33 protein-coding genes are annotated in these 19,554 nt (G+C 35.9%); all 33 read left to right on the top strand.

The features are described 5' to 3' along the window. The 33 genes from fusA to carA all read left to right on the top strand — a co-directional run bounded on the left by fusA (position 1) and on the right by carA (position 19,451). Positions 1–2,124: an elongation factor G gene (gene fusA / locus ACFO3O_RS03310; RefSeq protein ID WP_379977074.1), complete on the top strand. Its 2,124-nt coding sequence runs from the start codon at positions 1–3 to the stop codon at positions 2,122–2,124. 11 nt (positions 2,125–2,135) lie between these two features. Continuing rightward, on the top strand, positions 2,136–2,441 hold the full coding sequence (rpsJ, locus tag ACFO3O_RS03305; RefSeq protein WP_013073266.1) for a 30S ribosomal protein S10: 306 nt from the start codon (positions 2,136–2,138) through the stop codon (positions 2,439–2,441). 149 nt (positions 2,442–2,590) lie between these two features. Beyond that, positions 2,591–3,202 (top strand): 50S ribosomal protein L3, encoded by a 612-nt coding sequence (gene rplC / locus ACFO3O_RS03300; protein ID WP_379977073.1) that lies wholly within the window; start codon positions 2,591–2,593, stop codon positions 3,200–3,202. After that, the gene (gene rplD / locus ACFO3O_RS03295; protein ID WP_379977072.1) at positions 3,202–3,831 is read left to right on the top strand and encodes a 50S ribosomal protein L4; all 630 of its coding nucleotides are present in this window, start codon (positions 3,202–3,204) and stop codon (positions 3,829–3,831) included. The genes rplC and rplD overlap by 1 nt, the downstream gene beginning before the upstream one ends. 6 nt (positions 3,832–3,837) lie before the next feature. Beyond that, the gene (gene rplW / locus ACFO3O_RS03290; RefSeq protein WP_379977071.1) at positions 3,838–4,128 is read left to right on the top strand and encodes a 50S ribosomal protein L23; all 291 of its coding nucleotides are present in this window, start codon (positions 3,838–3,840) and stop codon (positions 4,126–4,128) included. Positions 4,129–4,137: 9 nt separating this feature from the next. Next, positions 4,138–4,962, top strand: a complete 825-nt coding sequence (rplB, locus tag ACFO3O_RS03285; protein ID WP_379977069.1) for a 50S ribosomal protein L2 — start codon at positions 4,138–4,140, stop codon at positions 4,960–4,962. 6 nt (positions 4,963–4,968) lie between these two features. Then, a complete protein-coding gene (gene rpsS / locus ACFO3O_RS03280; RefSeq protein WP_299209067.1) occupies positions 4,969–5,247 on the top strand; it encodes a 30S ribosomal protein S19 in 279 nt (92 codons plus the stop codon). 8 nt (positions 5,248–5,255) lie between these two features. Continuing rightward, positions 5,256–5,666, top strand: coding sequence for a 50S ribosomal protein L22 (rplV, locus tag ACFO3O_RS03275; RefSeq protein WP_379977068.1), 411 nt, complete (start codon positions 5,256–5,258; stop codon positions 5,664–5,666). Between the two features lie 4 nt (positions 5,667–5,670). Continuing rightward, the gene (gene rpsC, locus ACFO3O_RS03270) at positions 5,671–6,387 is read left to right on the top strand and encodes a 30S ribosomal protein S3 (protein ID WP_089373246.1); all 717 of its coding nucleotides are present in this window, start codon (positions 5,671–5,673) and stop codon (positions 6,385–6,387) included. Between the two features lie 20 nt (positions 6,388–6,407). Next, a complete protein-coding gene (gene rplP, locus ACFO3O_RS03265; RefSeq protein WP_299209080.1) occupies positions 6,408–6,830 on the top strand; it encodes a 50S ribosomal protein L16 in 423 nt (140 codons plus the stop codon). A gap of 11 nt (positions 6,831–6,841) precedes the next feature. Further along, complete coding sequence (gene rpmC / locus ACFO3O_RS03260; protein WP_379977067.1) at positions 6,842–7,030, top strand: 50S ribosomal protein L29; 189 nt, start codon at positions 6,842–6,844, stop codon at positions 7,028–7,030. A gap of 11 nt (positions 7,031–7,041) precedes the next feature. Continuing rightward, positions 7,042–7,299, top strand: a complete 258-nt coding sequence (gene rpsQ, locus ACFO3O_RS03255; protein WP_089373243.1) for a 30S ribosomal protein S17 — start codon at positions 7,042–7,044, stop codon at positions 7,297–7,299. Next, positions 7,299–7,667, top strand: a complete 369-nt coding sequence (rplN, locus tag ACFO3O_RS03250; protein WP_089373242.1) for a 50S ribosomal protein L14 — start codon at positions 7,299–7,301, stop codon at positions 7,665–7,667. The genes rpsQ and rplN overlap by 1 nt, the downstream gene beginning before the upstream one ends. A gap of 12 nt (positions 7,668–7,679) precedes the next feature. Continuing rightward, a complete protein-coding gene (gene rplX, locus ACFO3O_RS03245) occupies positions 7,680–7,991 on the top strand; it encodes a 50S ribosomal protein L24 (RefSeq protein ID WP_379977066.1) in 312 nt (103 codons plus the stop codon). 2 nt (positions 7,992–7,993) lie between these two features. Then, positions 7,994–8,545 (top strand): 50S ribosomal protein L5, encoded by a 552-nt coding sequence (rplE, locus tag ACFO3O_RS03240; protein WP_379977064.1) that lies wholly within the window; start codon positions 7,994–7,996, stop codon positions 8,543–8,545. A gap of 2 nt (positions 8,546–8,547) precedes the next feature. Further along, complete coding sequence (rpsN, locus tag ACFO3O_RS03235) at positions 8,548–8,817, top strand: 30S ribosomal protein S14 (RefSeq protein ID WP_379977063.1); 270 nt, start codon at positions 8,548–8,550, stop codon at positions 8,815–8,817. 60 nt (positions 8,818–8,877) lie between these two features. Continuing rightward, on the top strand, positions 8,878–9,276 hold the full coding sequence (gene rpsH, locus ACFO3O_RS03230) for a 30S ribosomal protein S8 (protein ID WP_379977062.1): 399 nt from the start codon (positions 8,878–8,880) through the stop codon (positions 9,274–9,276). Positions 9,277–9,296: 20 nt separating this feature from the next. Then, positions 9,297–9,839 carry a 50S ribosomal protein L6 gene (gene rplF, locus ACFO3O_RS03225; RefSeq protein WP_379977061.1) on the top strand — a complete coding sequence of 181 codons (543 nt, stop codon included), beginning with the start codon at positions 9,297–9,299 and terminating at the stop codon, positions 9,837–9,839. Between the two features lie 10 nt (positions 9,840–9,849). Further along, on the top strand, positions 9,850–10,203 hold the full coding sequence (gene rplR / locus ACFO3O_RS03220) for a 50S ribosomal protein L18 (protein WP_379977060.1): 354 nt from the start codon (positions 9,850–9,852) through the stop codon (positions 10,201–10,203). A 7-nt stretch (positions 10,204–10,210) separates the two neighbouring features. Then, on the top strand, positions 10,211–10,735 hold the full coding sequence (rpsE, locus tag ACFO3O_RS03215; protein ID WP_379977059.1) for a 30S ribosomal protein S5: 525 nt from the start codon (positions 10,211–10,213) through the stop codon (positions 10,733–10,735). A gap of 11 nt (positions 10,736–10,746) precedes the next feature. Beyond that, the gene (gene rpmD / locus ACFO3O_RS03210; protein WP_379977058.1) at positions 10,747–10,926 is read left to right on the top strand and encodes a 50S ribosomal protein L30; all 180 of its coding nucleotides are present in this window, start codon (positions 10,747–10,749) and stop codon (positions 10,924–10,926) included. Between the two features lie 12 nt (positions 10,927–10,938). Next, on the top strand, positions 10,939–11,391 hold the full coding sequence (gene rplO / locus ACFO3O_RS03205) for a 50S ribosomal protein L15 (protein WP_299217563.1): 453 nt from the start codon (positions 10,939–10,941) through the stop codon (positions 11,389–11,391). Between the two features lie 13 nt (positions 11,392–11,404). Continuing rightward, positions 11,405–12,760 (top strand): preprotein translocase subunit SecY, encoded by a 1,356-nt coding sequence (gene secY, locus ACFO3O_RS03200; protein ID WP_379977057.1) that lies wholly within the window; start codon positions 11,405–11,407, stop codon positions 12,758–12,760. Further along, positions 12,760–12,975 (top strand): translation initiation factor IF-1, encoded by a 216-nt coding sequence (infA, locus tag ACFO3O_RS03195; protein ID WP_013751343.1) that lies wholly within the window; start codon positions 12,760–12,762, stop codon positions 12,973–12,975. The genes secY and infA overlap by 1 nt, the downstream gene beginning before the upstream one ends. Before the next feature lie 18 nt (positions 12,976–12,993). After that, the gene (gene ykgO / locus ACFO3O_RS03190; protein WP_013305171.1) at positions 12,994–13,110 is read left to right on the top strand and encodes a type B 50S ribosomal protein L36; all 117 of its coding nucleotides are present in this window, start codon (positions 12,994–12,996) and stop codon (positions 13,108–13,110) included. A gap of 5 nt (positions 13,111–13,115) precedes the next feature. Next, positions 13,116–13,490 carry a 30S ribosomal protein S13 gene (rpsM, locus tag ACFO3O_RS03185; protein WP_379977056.1) on the top strand — a complete coding sequence of 125 codons (375 nt, stop codon included), beginning with the start codon at positions 13,116–13,118 and terminating at the stop codon, positions 13,488–13,490. A gap of 12 nt (positions 13,491–13,502) precedes the next feature. Then, the gene (gene rpsK / locus ACFO3O_RS03180; protein ID WP_089373230.1) at positions 13,503–13,886 is read left to right on the top strand and encodes a 30S ribosomal protein S11; all 384 of its coding nucleotides are present in this window, start codon (positions 13,503–13,505) and stop codon (positions 13,884–13,886) included. Between the two features lie 83 nt (positions 13,887–13,969). Beyond that, positions 13,970–14,575 (top strand): 30S ribosomal protein S4, encoded by a 606-nt coding sequence (gene rpsD / locus ACFO3O_RS03175; RefSeq protein ID WP_379977055.1) that lies wholly within the window; start codon positions 13,970–13,972, stop codon positions 14,573–14,575. Between the two features lie 26 nt (positions 14,576–14,601). Then, on the top strand, positions 14,602–15,594 hold the full coding sequence (locus ACFO3O_RS03170) for a DNA-directed RNA polymerase subunit alpha (RefSeq protein WP_379977054.1): 993 nt from the start codon (positions 14,602–14,604) through the stop codon (positions 15,592–15,594). A 48-nt stretch (positions 15,595–15,642) separates the two neighbouring features. Beyond that, on the top strand, positions 15,643–16,110 hold the full coding sequence (gene rplQ / locus ACFO3O_RS03165; RefSeq protein WP_379977053.1) for a 50S ribosomal protein L17: 468 nt from the start codon (positions 15,643–15,645) through the stop codon (positions 16,108–16,110). 136 nt (positions 16,111–16,246) lie between these two features. Then, positions 16,247–16,951: a hypothetical protein gene (locus ACFO3O_RS03160; RefSeq protein WP_379977052.1), complete on the top strand. Its 705-nt coding sequence runs from the start codon at positions 16,247–16,249 to the stop codon at positions 16,949–16,951. A 571-nt stretch (positions 16,952–17,522) separates the two neighbouring features. Then, positions 17,523–18,227: a hypothetical protein gene (locus ACFO3O_RS03155; RefSeq protein ID WP_379977051.1), complete on the top strand. Its 705-nt coding sequence runs from the start codon at positions 17,523–17,525 to the stop codon at positions 18,225–18,227. Positions 18,228–18,338: 111 nt separating this feature from the next. Then, positions 18,339–19,451 (top strand): glutamine-hydrolyzing carbamoyl-phosphate synthase small subunit, encoded by a 1,113-nt coding sequence (carA, locus tag ACFO3O_RS03150; RefSeq protein ID WP_379977050.1) that lies wholly within the window; start codon positions 18,339–18,341, stop codon positions 19,449–19,451. Positions 19,452–19,554 lie beyond the last annotated feature (103 nt).

The raw sequence follows: 19,554 nt of genomic DNA, 5'->3' as shown, positions 1-19,554 counted from the left end.
ATGGCAAGAGATTTAAAATTCACTAGAAATATAGGTATTGCTGCTCATATTGATGCAGGAAAAACTACGACTACTGAACGTATCCTTTATTATACAGGAGTGAGTCACAAAATAGGTGAGGTTCATGATGGTGCTGCTACCATGGACTGGATGGAGCAAGAGCAAGAGCGTGGTATCACGATTACTTCTGCTGCAACAACTTGTGAGTGGAGATTCCCTATGGAAAATGGTCAGCCTACTGACGAAACCAAAGGATATCATTTCAATATTATAGATACTCCAGGTCACGTTGATTTTACCGTTGAGGTAAATCGTTCATTACGTGTACTTGATGGGTTAGTATTCTTGTTTAGTGCAGTTGATGGTGTTGAGCCACAATCTGAAACTAACTGGAGACTAGCTGATAATTACAAAGTGCCACGTATTGGTTTTGTAAATAAAATGGACCGTCAAGGGTCTAACTTTCTTGAGGTTTGTCAACAAGTAAAAGATATGTTAGGTTCTAATGCAGTGCCTATCGTATTAAATATTGGTGACGAAGAAGATTTCAAGGGAATCGTAGATTTAGTAAAAAACCGTGCTATTGTATGGCATGAAGAAGGGATGGGATCAACATTTGATGTGATCGATATTCCTGAAGATCTTAAAGAAGAGGCTAAAATGCTTCGTGGTAAACTTATTGAAGAGGTTGCTGCGTATGATGAGGACTTACTTGAGAAGTACATGGAGGATGAGGATTCTATCACAGAAGAAGAAGTGCATGCTGCGCTTCGTGCTGCTGTAATGGATATGTCTATCATTCCTATGATTTGTGGATCTGCATTCAAAAACAAAGGTGTTCAGTTTTTACTTGACGCCGTATGTCGTTACTTACCTTCTCCAACTGATAAGGAAGGTATCACTGGTATAAACCCAGAGACAGAAAAAGAAGAATTACGTAAGCCAGATGTAAAAGAGCCTTTTGCGGCTTTAGCATTTAAAATTGCAACAGATCCTTTTGTAGGTCGTTTAGCATTTTTTAGAGCGTATTCAGGTCGTTTAGATGCTGGTTCTTATGTATTAAATAACCGTTCTGGTAAGAAAGAGCGTATCTCTCGTATCTATCAAATGCACGCTAACAAGCAAAAAGCAATTGATTATATAGAGGCTGGAGATATCGGGGCTGCTGTTGGATTTAAATCTATCAAAACAGGAGATACACTTACAGACGAAAAGCATCCTATAGTTCTTGAATCTATGGACTTCCCAGATCCAGTAATTGGTATTGCAGTGGAGCCTAAGACAAAGGCAGATGTTGATAAATTAGGTATCGGATTGGCTAAATTAGCTGAAGAAGATCCAACATTTACAGTACGTTCTGACGAGGCTTCAGGCCAGACAATTATATCTGGAATGGGTGAGCTTCACTTAGATGTAATTGTAGATCGTTTAAAGCGTGAATTTAAAGTAGAAGTAAATCAAGGTCAGCCTCAGGTTGAGTACAAAGAAGCTATTACTGCAGCAGCAGATCATAGAGAAGTGTACAAAAAGCAATCGGGTGGACGTGGTAAATTTGCTGATATTGTATTTACAATTGAGCCAGCAGACGAAGGTGTTGTTGGACTTCAGTTTGAATCTGTAATTAAAGGTGGTAACGTTCCTAAGGAATTTATCCCTTCTATTGAAAAAGGATTCAAAATGGCGATGGTAAATGGACCATTAGCAGGTTATGAAGTAGATTCTATGAAAGTAACGCTTAAGGACGGATCTTACCATGATGTGGATTCTGATCAGTTGTCTTTCGAGCTTGCTGCTAAATTAGGATTTAAAAACTCTGCAAAAGCTGCTAAGGCAGTAATTATGGAGCCAATAATGAAACTAGAAGTGATTACTCCTGAAGAAAACATGGGAGATATCGTAGGAGATTTGAACCGTCGTCGCGGACAAGTAAGTGACATGGGAGATCGTGCTGGAGCAAAAACAGTAAAAGCAACGGTACCTCTTTCAGAAATGTTTGGATATGTAACTACATTAAGAACATTATCTTCTGGACGCGCAACATCAACAATGGAATTTTCTCACTATGCAGAAACACCTTCTAATATTTCAGAAGAGGTTATTGCAGCATCTAAAGGAACAAACTAATTACTAAGGATATGAGTCAAAAAATAAGAATCAAATTAAAGTCTTACGACCACAACTTAGTAGATAAGTCTGCTGAGAAAATCGTAAAGACAGTAAAAACGACAGGAGCTGTAGTAACTGGACCAATTCCACTTCCTACGCACAAGAAAATTTTTACAGTACTACGTTCTCCACACGTAAATAAGAAATCTCGTGAGCAGTTTGAGCTTAGCTCTTACAAGCGTTTGCTAGATATCTATAGTTCTTCTTCAAAAACGATTGATGCGTTAATGAAGTTAGAGTTACCTAGTGGAGTAGAAGTAGAGATAAAAGTGTGATAGATTGAGTACGCTTTCGCGAAAGCGTACTCATCTCTATAAAATGTCCTGAGCTGCGTGCAAGGGAAAAACGGAAAAAATACATTCAGGGTTGAAGGTATTTAACCCTGTTTTTTTGAGTTGAATTTTAATAATTAATATATATAAATATGTCTGGGTTAATCGGAAAAAAAGTAGGTATGACCAGCATCTTTGACGAAAATGGTAAGAATATGCCATGTACAGTCTTAGAAGTAGGTCCCTGCGTAGTTACCCAAGTCAGAACCACAGAAACTGACGGGTATGAAGCCCTTCAACTTGGTTTCGATGACGCAAAAAAGGCAAACAAAGCTGCTAGTGGTCACGCTAAAAAAGCAGGTACGGTTGCAAAACGCAAAGTTGTCGAGTTTCAAGGATTTGAAGGAGAATTTAAATTAGGAGATACACTTACGGTAGATCACTTTGAAGAAGGTGAATTTGTAGATGTATCAGGAACATCAAAAGGAAAAGGTTTCCAAGGAGTTGTTAAGCGTCACGGTTTTGCTGGAGTTGGACAAGCAACTCACGGTCAACACAACCGTTTGAGAGCGCCAGGTTCTATTGGGGCTGCATCATATCCTGCACGTGTATTCAAAGGAATGCGTATGGCAGGTCGTATGGGAGGTGATCAAGTGAAAGTTCAAAATTTAAGAGTTTTAAAAGTAGTAGCAGATAAAAACCTACTTGTTGTAAAAGGATGTGTTCCTGGTCACAAAAACGCTTATGTAACCATTCAGAAATAATGAAAGTATCAGTTGTAGATATTAAAGGAAAAGAAACAGGGAGAGAGGCAAACCTTTCTGATGCTGTTTTTGCTATTGAGCCTAATAATCATGCTGTATACTTAGACGTTAAGCAATATCTTGCTAATCAACGTCAAGGAACTCATAAGGCAAAAGAGAGAGCTGAAATTTCAGGGTCTACTCGTAAGATAAAAAAACAAAAAGGAACTGGTACAGCTCGTGCGGGAAGTATTAAGTCTGGTGTTTTTAAAGGAGGAGGAAGAATGTTTGGTCCAAGACCAAGAAACTATTCCTTCAAACTTAATAAAGGAATGAAAAGATTAGCACGTCGTTCAGCACTTTCTTTAAAGGCTAACGATAAGGCTATTATGGTTGTAGAAGACTTTAATTTTGAGTCTCCAAAAACAAAAGATTTTATAAATGTTCTTAAAGCTTTAGGGCTTGAGAATAAAAAATCCTTGATAGTGTTGGGAGAGTCAAATAATAATGTATATTTGTCGTCACGCAATTTAAAGAGCTCTGAAGTTATAACAAACTCAGAATTAAGTACTTATAAGATTATGAATGCTAATAATGTTGTATTGCTTGAAGGTTCTTTAGAAGGTATTGAGACAAACTTAGCAAAATAAGACGTCATGAGTATTTTAATAAAACCTGTTATTACGGAAAAAGCTACGATGGATAGTGAGGTTAATAATCGCTATACTTTCGAAGTAAGTATGAGAACAAATAAGGTTGAAATTAAGAAAGCAGTTGAGTCTGCTTATGGCGTTTCAGTTGAAAAAGTTCGAACAATGAATGTCCGTCCTGATCGCAAATCTCGTTATACGAAATCTGGGGTCATTACTGGTAAAACAAATGCTATTAAAAAAGCAATTGTACAGTTGGCGGAAGGTGATACAATAGATTTTTATAACAACATTTAATGTAAAAAAATGTCAGTAAGAAAACTAAAACCTATCACTCCAGGGCAGCGATTTAGAGTTGTAAATGGTTTCGACCAGATTACAACTGACAAGCCGGAAAAGAGCCTATTGGTTCCGAAAAAACGCTCAGGGGGTAGAAACAACACGGGAAAAATGACCATACGCCAAGTTGGTGGAGGTCATAAGCAAAGGTACCGTATTATTGATTTTAAACGTAACAAGGAAGGAGTTCCTGGTACCGTAGCTTCAATTCAATACGATCCAAACAGAACAGCATTTATTGCATTGCTTCATTATCAAGATGGTGAAAAGCGTTATGTAATTGCTCAAAACGGTCTTCAGGTAGGTCAAAACCTAGTGTCTGGTCCAAATGTGGCTCCAGAAATAGGAAATGCAATGCCTCTTTCAGATATTCCATTAGGTACAATTATTTCATGTATTGAGTTACGTCCAGGTCAAGGAGCTGTTATGGCTCGTAGTGCTGGGGCATTTGCTCAATTAATGGCGCGTGATGGGAAATTTGCAACAGTTAAATTACCATCAGGAGAAACAAGATTGATTCTTCTTACGTGTATGGCAACAGTAGGCGCTGTGTCTAATAGTGATCATCAGCTTTTAGTATCTGGTAAAGCAGGTAGAAGCCGTTGGTTAGGAAGAAGGCCTCGTGTACGTCCAGTAGTGATGAACCCTGTCGATCACCCAATGGGAGGTGGGGAAGGTAAATCTTCTGGAGGTCACCCTCGTAATAGAAACGGTGTTCCTGCAAAAGGATACAGAACACGTTCTAAGACGAAGTCGAGTAATAAATATATTGTAGAACGTAGAAAGAAATAATAAGATATGGCACGTTCATTAAAAAAAGGACCTTACGTTCACTATAAGTTAGAAAAGAAAGTTGCTGCAAACGTTGAAGGCAATAAAAAGACTGTAATCAAAACATGGTCTAGAGCTTCAATGATTACTCCAGATTTTGTGGGGCAAACAATAGCAGTACATAATGGTCGCCAATTTGTTCCGGTATACGTTACTGAAAACATGGTAGGACATAAATTAGGAGAATTTTCACCAACACGCTCTTATAGAGGGCATGGTGGTGCGAAAAATAAAGGTAAAAAATAATTGAAGTCATGGGAGTTCGTAAAAGAGAATCAGCAGAAGCGCGCAAGGCAGCTAATAAGCAAATAGCTTTCGCGAAATTGAATAACTGCCCGACTTCGCCTAGAAAAATGCGTTTAGTAGCAGATATGATACGTGGCGCAAAGGTGGAGAGAGCACTTCAATTGTTAAAATTTAGTAATAAAGAAGCATCTCGTAAAGTTGAGAAGTTAGTTCTTTCTGCCATTGCAAATTGGGAGGCTAAGAACGCGGAAGCAAGTTTGGAGGATGCAGACCTTTTTATTAAAGAGATCAAAGTGGATAGTGGTGCGATGTTAAAAAGACTTCGTCCAGCGCCACAAGGTCGCGCACACAGAATAAGAAAACGTAGCAATCACGTAACAGTCGTGCTTGGTGCAAACGATAACACACAAAGCAATTAATTAGATGGGACAGAAGACAAATCCAATCGGAAATCGCCTAGGAATTATCAGAGGATGGGAATCTAACTGGTATGGTGGTAACGACTACGGTGACAAACTTGCCGAAGACGATAAGATTAGACGATATATTCACGCTCGTTTAAGTAAAGCTAGTGTGTCACGTGTAATTATTGAGCGTACACTTAAACTTGTAACCGTTACTATCACTACTGCTAGACCTGGTATTATTATTGGGAAAGGTGGACAAGAGGTAGACAAGTTGAAAGAAGAGCTTAAGAAGATTACTGAAAAAGAAGTACAAATTAATATCCACGAAATTAAACGACCAGAACTTGATGCGTTCTTGGTGGGATCTAGTGTTGCTCGTCAGATTGAAAGTCGTATCTCTTTCCGTCGTGCAATCAAGATGGCTATTGCGGCTGCAATGCGTATGAATGCAGAGGGTATTAAAATCCAGATTTCTGGACGTTTGAATGGTGCTGAAATGGCGCGTTCTGAGTCTTATAAAGATGGACGTATTCCTTTATCAACATTTAGAGCCGACATAGATTATGCTTTAGTTGAAGCCCATACTACTTATGGTAGACTGGGGATTAAAGTATGGATTATGAAAGGCGAAGTATATGGCAAAAGAGAACTTTCTCCGTTAGTTGGTTTACAAAAGAAATCAGGTAAAGGTGGTTCGGGTAAAGATAACCGCGGATCTCGCCGTAGAAAGTAATTTTTTAAAAGAACAAGAAAATGTTACAGCCTAAAAAAACAAAATTCCGTAAGCAGCAGAAGGGTCGTATGAAAGGTCTCTCTCAAAGAGGGCACACGCTTTCAAATGGAACTTTTGGAATTAAGTCAACAGACTCTAGTTTCATTACTGCTAGACAAATAGAAGCCGCTCGTATTGCAGCAACACGTTACATGAAAAGAGAAGGTCAGTTATGGATCAAAATCTTTCCAGACAAGCCTATTACCAAAAAACCTCTTGAGGTTCGTATGGGTAAGGGTAAAGGTGCTGTAGAATATTGGGCAGCTGTAGTAAAACCAGGACGTATTTTATTTGAAGTAGGTGGAGTGCCTGAGCCAGTGGCTAAAGAAGCACTTAGACTTGCAGCTCAAAAACTTCCTGTGAGAACAAAATATATTGTAGCTAGAGACTTTTCAGCTGAATAAATTATAAGATAATGAAACAATCAGAAGTAAAAGGATTATCTGTAGCAGAATTACAAGAAGAACTTGGAAAAGCTAGAAGATCTTATTCAGATCTTAAAATGGCACACACAATTTCTCCGTTAGAAAATCCTATTCAATTGCGTGGTTTAAGACGTACAGTCGCAAGAATAGCAACTGAATTAACTAAAAGAGAACAATAACGCTGCTTAAGATGGAAAAAAGAAATTTAAGAAAAGAGCGTATAGGTGTAGTTACTAGTAACAAGATGCAAAAATCAATTGTTGTATCTGAGGTTAAAAAAGTAAAACACCCTATGTATGGAAAATTCGTTTTAAAAACGAAAAAATACGTAGCACACGACGAAACAAACGACTGCAACGAAGGAGATACTGTTAGGATCATGGAAACACGTCCTATGAGTAAATCTAAATGTTGGAGATTAGTAGAAATCATTGAAAGAGCTAAGTAATGTTACAGCAAGAATCAAGATTAAAAGTAGCAGATAACACAGGAGCAAAAGAAGTTTTGACAATCCGTGTGTTGGGAGGTACTAAGAGAAGATATGCTTCTGTAGGGGATAAAATTGTAGTATCTGTAAAAGATGCTACACCTAACGGTCAAGTAAAAAAAGGAGCCGTATCTACAGCAGTAGTTGTGCGTACTAAGAAAGAAGTACGTCGTCCAGATGGATCATATATTCGTTTTGATGACAATGCTTGTGTTCTTTTAAACGCTCAGGGCGAAATGCGAGGAACTCGTGTTTTTGGACCAGTAGCGAGAGAACTTCGTGACAAACAGTTCATGAAGATTGTATCATTAGCACCTGAAGTGCTTTAATACATAAAGAAGATGGCAAAACTTAAAATTAAATCAGGAGATACCGTTCGTGTTATGGCTGGAGCCCAGAAGGGAAAAGAAGGTAAAGTAACCAAGGTGTTTGTCGATAAAAATAAAGTTATCGTAGAGGGTATAAACATGGTGAAAAAACATGAAAAGCCTAGTGCTGCAAATCCTCAGGGTGGTATTAAAGAAAAAGAAGCACCCCTTCAAATTTCTAATGTGTCTTTAATAGACCAGAACGGTAAAGCTACACGTGTAGGTTTCCGTATGGAAGGAGATAAGAAGGTTCGTTTCGCTAAAACAACAAACGAAATCATATAGTCATGGGATACGTACCAAGATTAAAACAAGAGTTTAAAGACCGAATAACGGCTTCTCTTACAGAAGAATTTGGCTATAAGAATATAATGCAAGTTCCTAAACTTAATAAGATCATAGTATCTAGAGGTGTTGGAGCCGCTGTTGCTGATAAAAAATTGGTTGAAAATGCAGTAGAAGAAATTACCCTAATTACTGGGCAAAGAGCTGTTGCTACAATTTCTAAGAAAGACGTTGCTTCTTTTAAGTTGCGTAAGGGAATGCCAATTGGTACCAAAGTTACATTACGTGGTGAGCGTATGTATGAATTTCTTGATAGATTGATTACATCTGCACTTCCTCGAGTTAGAGACTTTGGAGGTATAAATGCTACTGGATTTGATGGTAGAGGTAACTACAGTATGGGAATTACTGAGCAAATTATCTTTCCAGAAATCAATATCGATAGAATAAAGAAGATTGAAGGAATGAATATTACCTTTGAAACTTCTGCAACTACAGATAAAGAAGCAAAATCATTGTTAACAGAACTGGGTTTACCTTTCAAAAAGAATTAATTATGGCTAAAGAATCAATGAAAGCCCGTGAGGTGAAAAGAGCAAAAACAGTAGCTAAGTATGCGGAAAAACGTAAAGCTTTAAAAGAGGCTGGCGATTATGAAGCATTACAAAAACTACCTAAAAATGCATCTCCTATCCGTATGCACAACCGTTGTAAACTAACAGGTCGTCCAAAAGGATATATGAGACAATTTGGTCTTTCTCGTGTTACATTCAGAGAAATGGCAAACCAAGGTCTTATACCAGGTGTTAAAAAAGCTAGTTGGTAAAATTATTAATAAGTAGAAGGTTTCGTGAAAACGAAAAACCACTACTGTAAATTCATATAAATGAACACAGATCCAATTGCAGATTTTCTAACTAGAATTAGAAACGCAGCTGCAGCAAACCACAGAGTCGTTGAGATTCCAGCATCAAACCTTAAAAAGGAGATGACTAAAATTTTATTTGACCAAGGTTACATTTTAAGTTACAAATTTGAAAAAGGTAAATCTCAAGATACTATCAAAATTGCTTTGAAGTATGACGGGACTACTAAAGAGTCTGTAATAAGAGATATACAAAGAATAAGTAAACCTGGTTTACGTAAATACGCTTCATCCTCAGATATACCTCGTATATTGAATGGTTTAGGGATTGCTATCGTGTCTACTTCTAAAGGAGTAATGACAGGAAAGCAAGCACATCAAGCAAATGTAGGTGGCGAAGTACTTTGTTACGTTTACTAACCAGTTAAAAAGACAAAGAAATGTCAAGAATAGGTAAAAGTCCAATTACAATTCCAGATGGTGTTACTGTAAACGTAGCTGACGGAATTGTAACCGTAAAAGGAAAATTAGGTGAACTTACACAAGAGTTTTCAGAAATTACTATTAAAGTAGAAGATGGAACCGTTACTCTTGAAAGACCTTCTGATAAAAAAGATGTTAGAGCTAAGCACGGTTTATACCGTTCGCTTATTTTTAATATGATTGAAGGAGTGTCAAAAGGATGGACCAAAGAATTAGAGCTTATTGGAGTAGGATATCGTGCCAGTAACCAAGGTCAAAAATTAGATTTAGCTGTTGGTTTTTCTCACAATATCGTTTTAGAGGTAGCTCCAGAGGTAAAAGTGGAAACTGTATCTGAAAAAGGTAAAAATCCAATTGTAAAATTAACTTCTTTCGACAAACAATTAGTAGGGCAAGTAGCGGCGAAAATTCGTGCTTTCCGTAAGCCAGAACCTTACAAAGGAAAAGGTATTAAGTTTGTTGGTGAGATCATTAGAAGAAAAGCAGGTAAATCTGCATAATACATAGGTTATGGCATTATCAAAAAGTGAAAAAAGAAATAGAATTCATTTAAGAATTCGTAAGACTATTTCTGGAACTGCAGAGCGCCCTAGACTCTGTGTATATAGAAGCAATAAAGAGATTTACGCACAGATCATTGATGATTTGTCTGGTAAAACTTTAGGAGCTGCTTCTTCTAGAGATAAAGGGATTGCTTCAGGAGCAAGTAAATCTGAAACAGCAAAACTTGTTGGAAAAGCAATTGCTGAAAAGGCTGTAAAGTCAGGTGTTGAATCTGTTGTATTTGACAGAGGAGGTTATCTGTATCATGGTAGAGTAAAACAACTAGCAGAAGGCGCTCGTGAAGGCGGACTTAAATTCTAAATAAATTATGTACCAGAATTATAAAAACGTAGAGTTAGTAAAACCTAGTGGTTTAGAACTTAAAGATCGCTTAGTAGGTGTTCAACGTGTTACTAAAGTAACAAAAGGAGGTAGAGCCTTTGGTTTTTCTGCTATTGTTGTAGTAGGTGATGAAAATGGAGTTGTTGGTCAAGGATTAGGGAAATCTAAAGAAGTTGCATCTGCAATTGCAAAAGCAGTTGAAGATGCTAAGAAAAATTTAGTTCGTATTCCTTTAAACAAGAAAACCATTCCTCACGAACAAAAAGGAAAATATGGTGGAGCTAGAGTATTATTATTACCTGCTGCTGCCGGTACAGGAGTAATTGCTGGTGGAGCTATAAGAGCGGTATTGGAATCTGTAGGAATACATGATGTACTATCTAAAAACCAAGGATCATCAAATCCTCACAATGTTGTAAAGGCTACTTTTGATGCATTACTTAAATTAAGAAGTGCAGAAACTGTAGCAAAACAAAGAGGAATTTCGTTAGATAAAGTCTTTAAAGGATAAACCAAGTAGTTATGGCAAAGATAAAAGTAACAAAGATCCGTAGTGCGATCAATCGCCCTATCGATCAGAAGAGAACCCTTGAGGCTCTTGGATTAAAAAAGATGGGCCAAGTAAAGGAGCATGAAAATACTCCAAACATACTTGGTATGATAAATAAAGTAAGTCATTTAGTTTCTGTTGAAGAAGCTTAAATATTTAGATAGATGAATTTAAATACTTTACAACCTGCAAAGGGTTCGGTTAAGAAAAACGATAGCCGTAGAGGACGTGGTCAGGCAACTGGTAACGGTGGAACAGCTGGTCGTGGTCATAAAGGACAAAAGTCTCGTTCTGGATATTCCAAGAAAATTGGTTTTGAAGGAGGTCAAATGCCTTTACAAAGGCGTGTTCCTAAATTTGGATTTAAAAACGTGAATCGTAAAGAATATGCGGGCGTTAATTTAGATACACTCCAAGAATATGTTGATGCTGGTCGTATTAAAGACGAAGTTACTTTAGATGTGCTAATAGAAAATCGTCTTGTTGGTAAAAATGACCTAGTGAAAATATTAGGAAGAGGAGAGCTCAAAGCAAAGCTTAAAGTAACTGCTCACAAATTTACAGCATCAGCTAAACAAGCTGTTGAGGCTGTTGGAGGTGAAGCAGTAACTTTATAATTGATATAAGAGGATGAAATTTATAGATACAATAAAAAATATTTGGAAGATTGACGAGCTTAAGAATCGCATTATGCTTACGTTAATGCTTCTCCTCGTATATCGTTTTGGTGCTCAAGTAGTATTGCCAGGTATAGATGCCTCTCAGTTAGGAGGCCTTAGAGGAAGTGTTGGAGACAACAACCTCTTAAGCCTTTTAAGTGCATTTACAGGTGGAGCTTTTTCAAATGCATCTGTCTTTGCTCTTGGTATTATGCCTTATATTTCTGCATCTATTGTAGTTCAACTTATGGGAATTGCTATTCCTTATTTACAAAAACTACAAAAAGAAGGAGAAAGCGGAAGGCGTAAAATAAATCAAATAACTAGATGGTTAACTATAGCTATTTGTTTACTTCAAGCTCCTGGGTACCTAGCAGCACTACCAACATTAATGGGTGGAACTGATGCTTTTGTATTAGGACTTACCCCTACCTTCTATGTTTCATCTGTATTAATACTCGTTACAGGTTGTATTTTTGCAATGTGGTTAGGAGAAAAGATTACTGATAAAGGTATAGGTAATGGTATTTCACTGTTAATTATGGTAGGTATTATTGCGACTATGCCAATTTCATTTGTACAAGAATGGGCAGCTCGTGTTACTGAGTCTAACGGGGGAATTATTATGATCCTTATAGAATTAGTAATATGGTTTGTGATTATATTGTTATCCGTTTTACTTGTTATGGCTGTTCGTCAAATTCCAGTCTCATACGCTAGGCGTACTGCAAGTGGAGCTTATGAAAAGAATGTTTTTGGTAACAGACAGTACATACCACTTAAATTGAATGCTTCTGGTGTAATGCCAATAATCTTTGCACAAGCTATTATGTTTGTTCCAGGTTTAATAGGTGGTGCTGGTTTTCTCGCAGATACAAGCACAGGCCAATGGCTACAACAAGAATTTGGAGGAAACATATTTGGATTTTGGTATAACCTTGTATTCGGATTATTGATCATTGTGTTCACTTATTTCTATACTGCAATAACAGTCCCAACAAATAAGATGGCTGATGATTTAAAACGAAGCGGAGGTTTCATTGCAGGTATTCGTCCTGGAAGTGAAACTGCTGAATATTTAGACAAAATCATGTCTCAAATAACATTACCTGGTTCTGTTTTCTTAGCATTAATTGCAATTTTTCCTGCAATTGCTCATAAGCTTATAGGAATACAACAAGGGTGGGCACTTTTTTATGGTGGAACATCATTACTGATTATGGTTGGTGTAGCTATAGATACAATGCAACAAGTAAACTCATACCTGCTTAATAGACATTATGATGGTCTTATGAAATCAGGTAAAAATCGTAAAGCAGTAGCATAATGGCAAAACAAGCAGCTATAGAACAAGATGGATCAATTATAGAAGCATTGTCTAACGCAATGTTTAGAGTTGAATTAGAAAATGGCCACGTTGTGACTGCGCACATTTCAGGTAAGATGCGTATGCACTATATTAAATTATTACCTGGAGATAAAGTAAAATTAGAAATGAGTCCTTATGATTTATCTAAGGCTCGTATAACATACCGTTACTAACGGGTAAATAAGCTTGATATGAAAGTAAGAGCGTCTGTAAAGAAGAGAAGTGCCGACTGCAAAATTGTACGTCGTAAAGGCAGATTATACGTAATTAATAAAAAGAACCCTAGGTTTAAACAAAGACAAGGTTAAGAATTATGGCTAGAATTGCAGGGATAGATATCCCAAAACAAAAGAGAGGTGTAATTGCGCTAACATACATCTTTGGAATCGGTAGAAGTAGAGCTGAAGAAATTTTGGCTACTGCTAATGTATCAGAAGACAAAAAAGTTTCTGATTGGGATGACGACGAAATAGGTCGAATTCGTGATGCAGTAGGTAACTACACAATCGAAGGAGAATTACGTAGTGAAGTTTCGTTAAACATCAAACGTTTAATGGATATCGGATGCTACAGAGGTATTCGTCATCGTACAGGACTTCCATTAAGAGGTCAACGTACTAAGAATAACTCTCGTACAAGAAAAGGAAAGCGTAAAACTGTTGCAAACAAGAAGAAAGCAACTAAATAATAACTTGTAGTAATGGCAAAGCAAAGTACAAAAAAACGTAAAGTTGTTGTAGAGTCTGTAGGTGAAGCACACATCTCAGCTTCTTTTAATAATTTGATTATTTCGTTAACAAATAAAAAAGGAGATGTGATTTCTTGGTCATCTGCTGGTAAAATGGGTTTCAGAGGTTCTAAAAAGAACACTCCTTATGCTGCTCAAACTGCTGCAGAAGACTGTGCAAAAGTTGCTCACGAAGCAGGTTTGCGTAAAGTAAAAGTGTATGTAAAAGGACCAGGTAATGGACGTGAGTCTGCTATCAGATCTATACATAATAGTGGTATTGAAGTTACAGAAATTATTGACGTAACTCCAGCACCACACAATGGATGTCGTCCTCCAAAAAGACGTCGCGTTTAATTTTAATTTAATAATATCTAGAGGGAATATGGTTTGCGAAGGATTGACCTTAATTCCTAACCCCCTCAAAAAAAACTTTTTTAATGGCAAGATATACCGGTCCTAAGACTAAAATTGCTCGTAAGTTTAGTGAAGCAATTTTTGGAGAAGATAAATCTTTTGAAAAAAGAAATTATCCTCCAGGACAACATGGAAACAACAGACGTAGAGGAAAAAAATCTGAGTACGCTGTTCAATTACAAGAAAAACAAAAAGCTAAATATACCTACGGTATACTAGAGCGTCAGTTTAGAAACCTATATGCAAAAGCAAATAGGTCAAACGGAATTACTGGTGAAGTTCTACTTCAACTGTGTGAGCAACGTCTAGATAACGTTGTCTTTAGAATGGGGATTTCTCCTTCTAGAAGCGGTTCACGTCAGTTAGTTTCACACCGTCATATTACTGTAAATGGAAGTATCGTAAATATTCCATCTTATCAAGTAAAACCTGGAGATGTAGTAGCTGTTCGCGAAAAATCAAAATCATTAGAAGTTATCGCAAATTCATTATCTAACGCAAGTCAGGTCTATGAGTGGATCTCTTGGAATAATGATAAAAAAGAAGGTACTTTTGTAGCTGTTCCTCAGCGTCTTCAGATACCTGAAAATATCAATGAGCAATTCATCGTCGAATTGTACTCTAAGTAAAATTAACTAAAGCTAGAAAACACGATATGGCAATATTAAATTTCCAAAAGCCTGATAAAGTCATTATGATTGACTCTACTGATTTTGAAGGTAAATTTGAGTTTAGACCTTTAGAACCGGGTTATGGTTTAACTGTAGGAAACGCTTTAAGACGTGTATTACTTTCTTCTTTAGAAGGTTTTGCAATCACCTCTGTACGTATAGAAGGCGTTGATCATGAGTTTTCTACAATAGCTGGAGTAGTTGAAGATGTTACTGAAATTATTTTAAATTTAAAACAAGTACGTTTTAAAAGACAGATAGAAGAAATAGACAACGAGACTGTCACTATTTCTCTTTCAGGAATAGATCAACTGACCGCTGGAGATTTTCAGAAATTTATTTCTGGATTCCAAGTGCTTAACCCAGACCTTATTATCGCCAACATGGATAAGAAGGTCAATATTAATATGGAAATTACCATAGAAAAGGGAAGAGGATACGTACCAGCAGAAGAAAATAAAAAATCAAACGCACCTTTAGGAACTATATTTACAGATTCTATCTATACACCTATCAGAAATGTAAAGTATAGTATTGAGAATTACCGTGTAGAGCAAAAGACAGATTATGAAAAACTAATCTTTGAAATTATCACTGACGGTTCTATTCATCCAAAAGAAGCTCTTACAGAAGCTGCAAAGACACTTATACATCACTTCATGTTATTTTCTGATGAGCGTATCACTCTGGAAGCAGATGAGATTGCTCAAACAGAAACTTATGATGAAGAATCACTTCACATGAGACAGTTGCTAAAGACAAAACTTATAGACATGGACCTTTCAGTACGTGCACTTAATTGTCTTAAAGCTGCAGAAGTAGATACATTAGGAGATCTTGTTTCTTTCAATAAAAATGACTTAATGAAGTTTAGAAACTTTGGTAAGAAATCTTTGACAGAACTTGAAGAACTAGTAAATGTAAAAGGGTTAAACTTTGGTATGGATTTATCAAAATATAAATTAGATAAAGATTAGTTATCATTTGTACGCTTTCGCGAAAGCGAATAAATAACATTAAGAATAATGAGACACGGAAAGAAATTTAATCATTTAGGAAGAAAAACAGCCCATAGGAAGTCTATGCTTGCTAATATGGCTTGTTCTCTAATTGAACATAAAAGAATAAATACAACTGTTGCAAAAGCAAAAGCTCTAAAGCAGTTTGTAGAGCCTTTAGTTACAAAATCTAAAGAAGACACTACTCATAACAGACGTATTGTTTTCGCTCGTTTACGTCAAAAAGATGCCGTAACAGAACTTTTTAGAGATGTAGCTGTAAAAGTAGGAGATCGTCCAGGAGGATATACTCGTATTATTAAATTAGGTAATCGTTTAGGGGATAATGCTGATATGGCAATGATCGAACTAGTAGATTACAATGAAATTTATAATGCTGGTAAGACCACTAAAAAGAAGTCTACGCGTCGTGGAAGATCAAAGAAAACTGAAGTGGCACCTGTTGTAGAGACAACCTCTAACGAGGAAGAATAAATCGGGAAACCTGCTACAAATAGGTTAAATAGTATCGGGATTTACCGCAAGGTAGATCCCTTTTTTTATTTTTACGTTATTTAAGTTTGGCAAAATATTTGACTTAGATAAAATCTAATTTAGAAATACAAAAACTATGAAGAAATTAATGATCGTTTTGGTATCTTTTATGCTTGCAATAGGATTTGGTCATGCACAAGCTGTCGATGCTAATAACAATGTGTTAAACGCCCTTGCCACCTACGGACCTGATGGTGCAAATATTGGAGCTTCTAGCGTTGTACGTAATCCTCCTAGACCTATTGAAGGAACGGTATACTTATTTAATAGCTGGAATAACAAAGCATTAATCCTTACAACCGCTCGAGAAAAACCTTTTGAACTTAACGGTAATATTAATTTTAATGCAAAGCGTAACGCTTTTGAATCTAAGATTGACAGTAAAACAATCTTTACTTTTGATTTTACAAATATTGATAAATTTATTGTTAACAAGAGAGTGTTTAAAAATATTTACTCCCCTGTAGATGGTGGTTATAGAATATTTGAAGTTATAGCAGAGTCAAAAGACTTTGAGATATATAAAGATTATAGTATCGATATTAGAGAAGGTAACCCTAATCCACTTCTCGCACGTGCCAATGATAAATATATCATGAAGGATAGCTACTATGTCAAAAAAGGAAGTTCTTTCAGAAAGCTGAAGCTTAAAAAATCAGATATACTTAAAGCTGCGGGTTCTAAATCATCGATTGTTGAGCAATATGCAAAAGATAATAATCTTGATTTTAAAGATGAGAGAGATGTACAAAAGATTGTAAGTTATTATATGTCTTTATAATATAAACCTCGGTTACTGTTTTAAATCTAAAAAGAGCTTTTTCAAAAGCTCTTTTTTTGTGTATAATCATTTTAATTTAAATAATATAGATTAAAATCATTCCTTTAAGAACACTAGAGTTTTCGTTTGACAGCTATTTTATATAGAACTAAGTTGGTTGAGGCCTTGTGTTAACAGGAGACGGTTTTAATTCATAACTTCTTTCTTTTATTACTTTTTAAAACCTAGCTCTAAAAATTGGAAACTGTTTAAGTTGGTATATTTGAATTATCAAATTAGATAATTGTTTTAGTAGGTAATAAAGCACACGATAATAAATTAAAAATTTATAACAAAGTTTACGTTGTTTTTAGACTAACATTGCCTTGTGGCTATAAATTGCGTAAAATTGAAGGGTACCTTTTCTAGATGTAACTTTCAACAAGAAAGAATAGTTCGGAATTCTTGTTACAAAAAGGTTAAATAGTATCGGGAGTTACTGCAAGATGGATCCCTTTTTTTATTTTTACAATGTCAAAATTTATCAGAATATTTGGCCTACAACATAATATAACTTAGAAATATAAAAACTATGAAAAATTTAATAATCATTTTAGTATCCTTTTTGTTTACAACAGGATACAGTTATGCGCAGGCTGTTGATGCTAACAATAATGCATTAAACGCACTCGCTACTTATGGACCTGATGGTGCAAATATTGGAGCTTCCAGTATTGTACGTAATCCTCCAAGACCTATTGACGGAACCGTGTACTTGTTTGACAGTTGGAATAATAAAACATTAATCCTTACAAACAGTCAAGAAAAGCCTTTTGAATTAAATAGTAACATCAATTTCAACACAAAGCTTAATGCTTTTGAATCTAAAATTGATAGTGAAACAATTTTCACTTTTGATTTTACAAACATTGATAAAATTATCATCAATAATAGAGTATTTAAAAATATTTATTCTCCTGTAGACGGTGGTTATAGAATTTTTGAGGTGATCGCAGCGTCTAAAGACTTTGAGATTTATAAAAATTACAGCATAGATATCAAAGAAGGGAGTCCTAATCCACAACTGGCTCGTGCCAATGATAAATATATAATTAAAGATAGTTACTATCTAAAGAAAGGAAAGTCTTTTAAAAAGCTTAAGCTTAAAAAGTCAGATATTCTCAAAGCGACAGGTTCTAAATCTTCGCTAGTTGAAGATTATGCAAAAGAGAATAAGCTTAATTTTAAAAATGAAAGAGATGTACAAAAGATTGTAGGGTATTACATGAGTTTATAGTATCACTATCTTAGATTATTATCAAAATAAAAAAAGGGCTTTTTAAAAAAGCTCTTTTTTTATGCCTAACTATTTTAAGCGATATAATATATTTGCACAAATTATAATTATATGAAATATCAGTCTCGACGTCCAGCACTCATTTTACTTGCAGACGGAACCGTATTCTATGGGAAATCTGTCGGAAATGTAGAAGGAACTTCTTTTGGTGAAGTGTGTTTTAATACAGGAATGACAGGGTATCAAGAAATTTTCACAGATCCCTCTTATTTTGGTCAACTTATGGTGACTACAAATGCGCATATAGGAAACTATGGTGCTACTAATGAAGAGACAGAGTCTGATGGAGTTAAGATATCAGGTCTGATATGTAGAAACTTTAGTTACACGTACTCGAGACAAGACGCTCAAGAATCGCTAGAAGATTTTCTTGCGACTAATAACTTATTTGCAATATCTGATGTTGATACAAGAGCTTTGGTTGCTTATATAAGGGATCATGGCGCAATGAATGCAGTAATATCGACAGATGTAGATAATGTAGAAGGTCTTAAAGAACAATTGAAGAGGGTTCCTAGTATGAACGGCTTGGAATTAGCTTCAAAAGTTTCTACAAAAGAGCCTTATTATTTTGGAGATGAAAATGCAGATATAAAAATAGCAGCTTTAGATATAGGAATTAAACGTAATATCTTACGTAATTTTTCAAAAAGAGGTGCGTATATAAAAGTATTTCCTTACGATACTTCTTATCAGGAGATGAAAAGTTGGAATGCAGATGGTTACTTTTTGTCTAATGGGCCTGGAGATCCAGAACCTTTAGAAAATGCTATTCAAGTCGCTAAAGATATTATAAATGAAGATCAACCTTTGTTTGGAATATGTCTAGGACATCAAGTAATTGCTCTGGCTAATGGGATTTCTACCTATAAAATGCATAATGGACATCGAGGAATAAATCATCCTATAAAAAACTTGGTGACAGGAAAAGGAGAAATTACCTCTCAAAACCATGGGTTTGCAATAAATAGAGAAGAAACAGAAGCCAATCCTGACGTGGAGATCACACATGTACACCTTAATGATCATACTGTTGCGGGAATCAAAATAAAAGATAAAAATTGTTTCTCTGTGCAATATCACCCAGAAGCGAGTCCTGGTCCAAATGATGCAACTTATCTGTTTGATCAGTTTATAGAAAATATTAATAAGAGTAAAGCATAGCCTAATATATTCGTTTTTAGTAACCCCTAGTATGCGAAAACGTTATCGCTACTATTTGTCAATTTTTCAGGTAGTGAGCATGACAAATTGTATCTTTCAACCA

The sequence above is a fragment of the Dokdonia ponticola genome (assembly GCF_042653865.1).
GTDB classification, from domain to species: Bacteria; Bacteroidota; Bacteroidia; order Flavobacteriales; family Flavobacteriaceae; genus Dokdonia; species Dokdonia ponticola.
The sequence above is the reverse complement of the archived record's forward strand: the minus strand, read 5'-3'. Positions and strand labels throughout refer to the sequence as shown.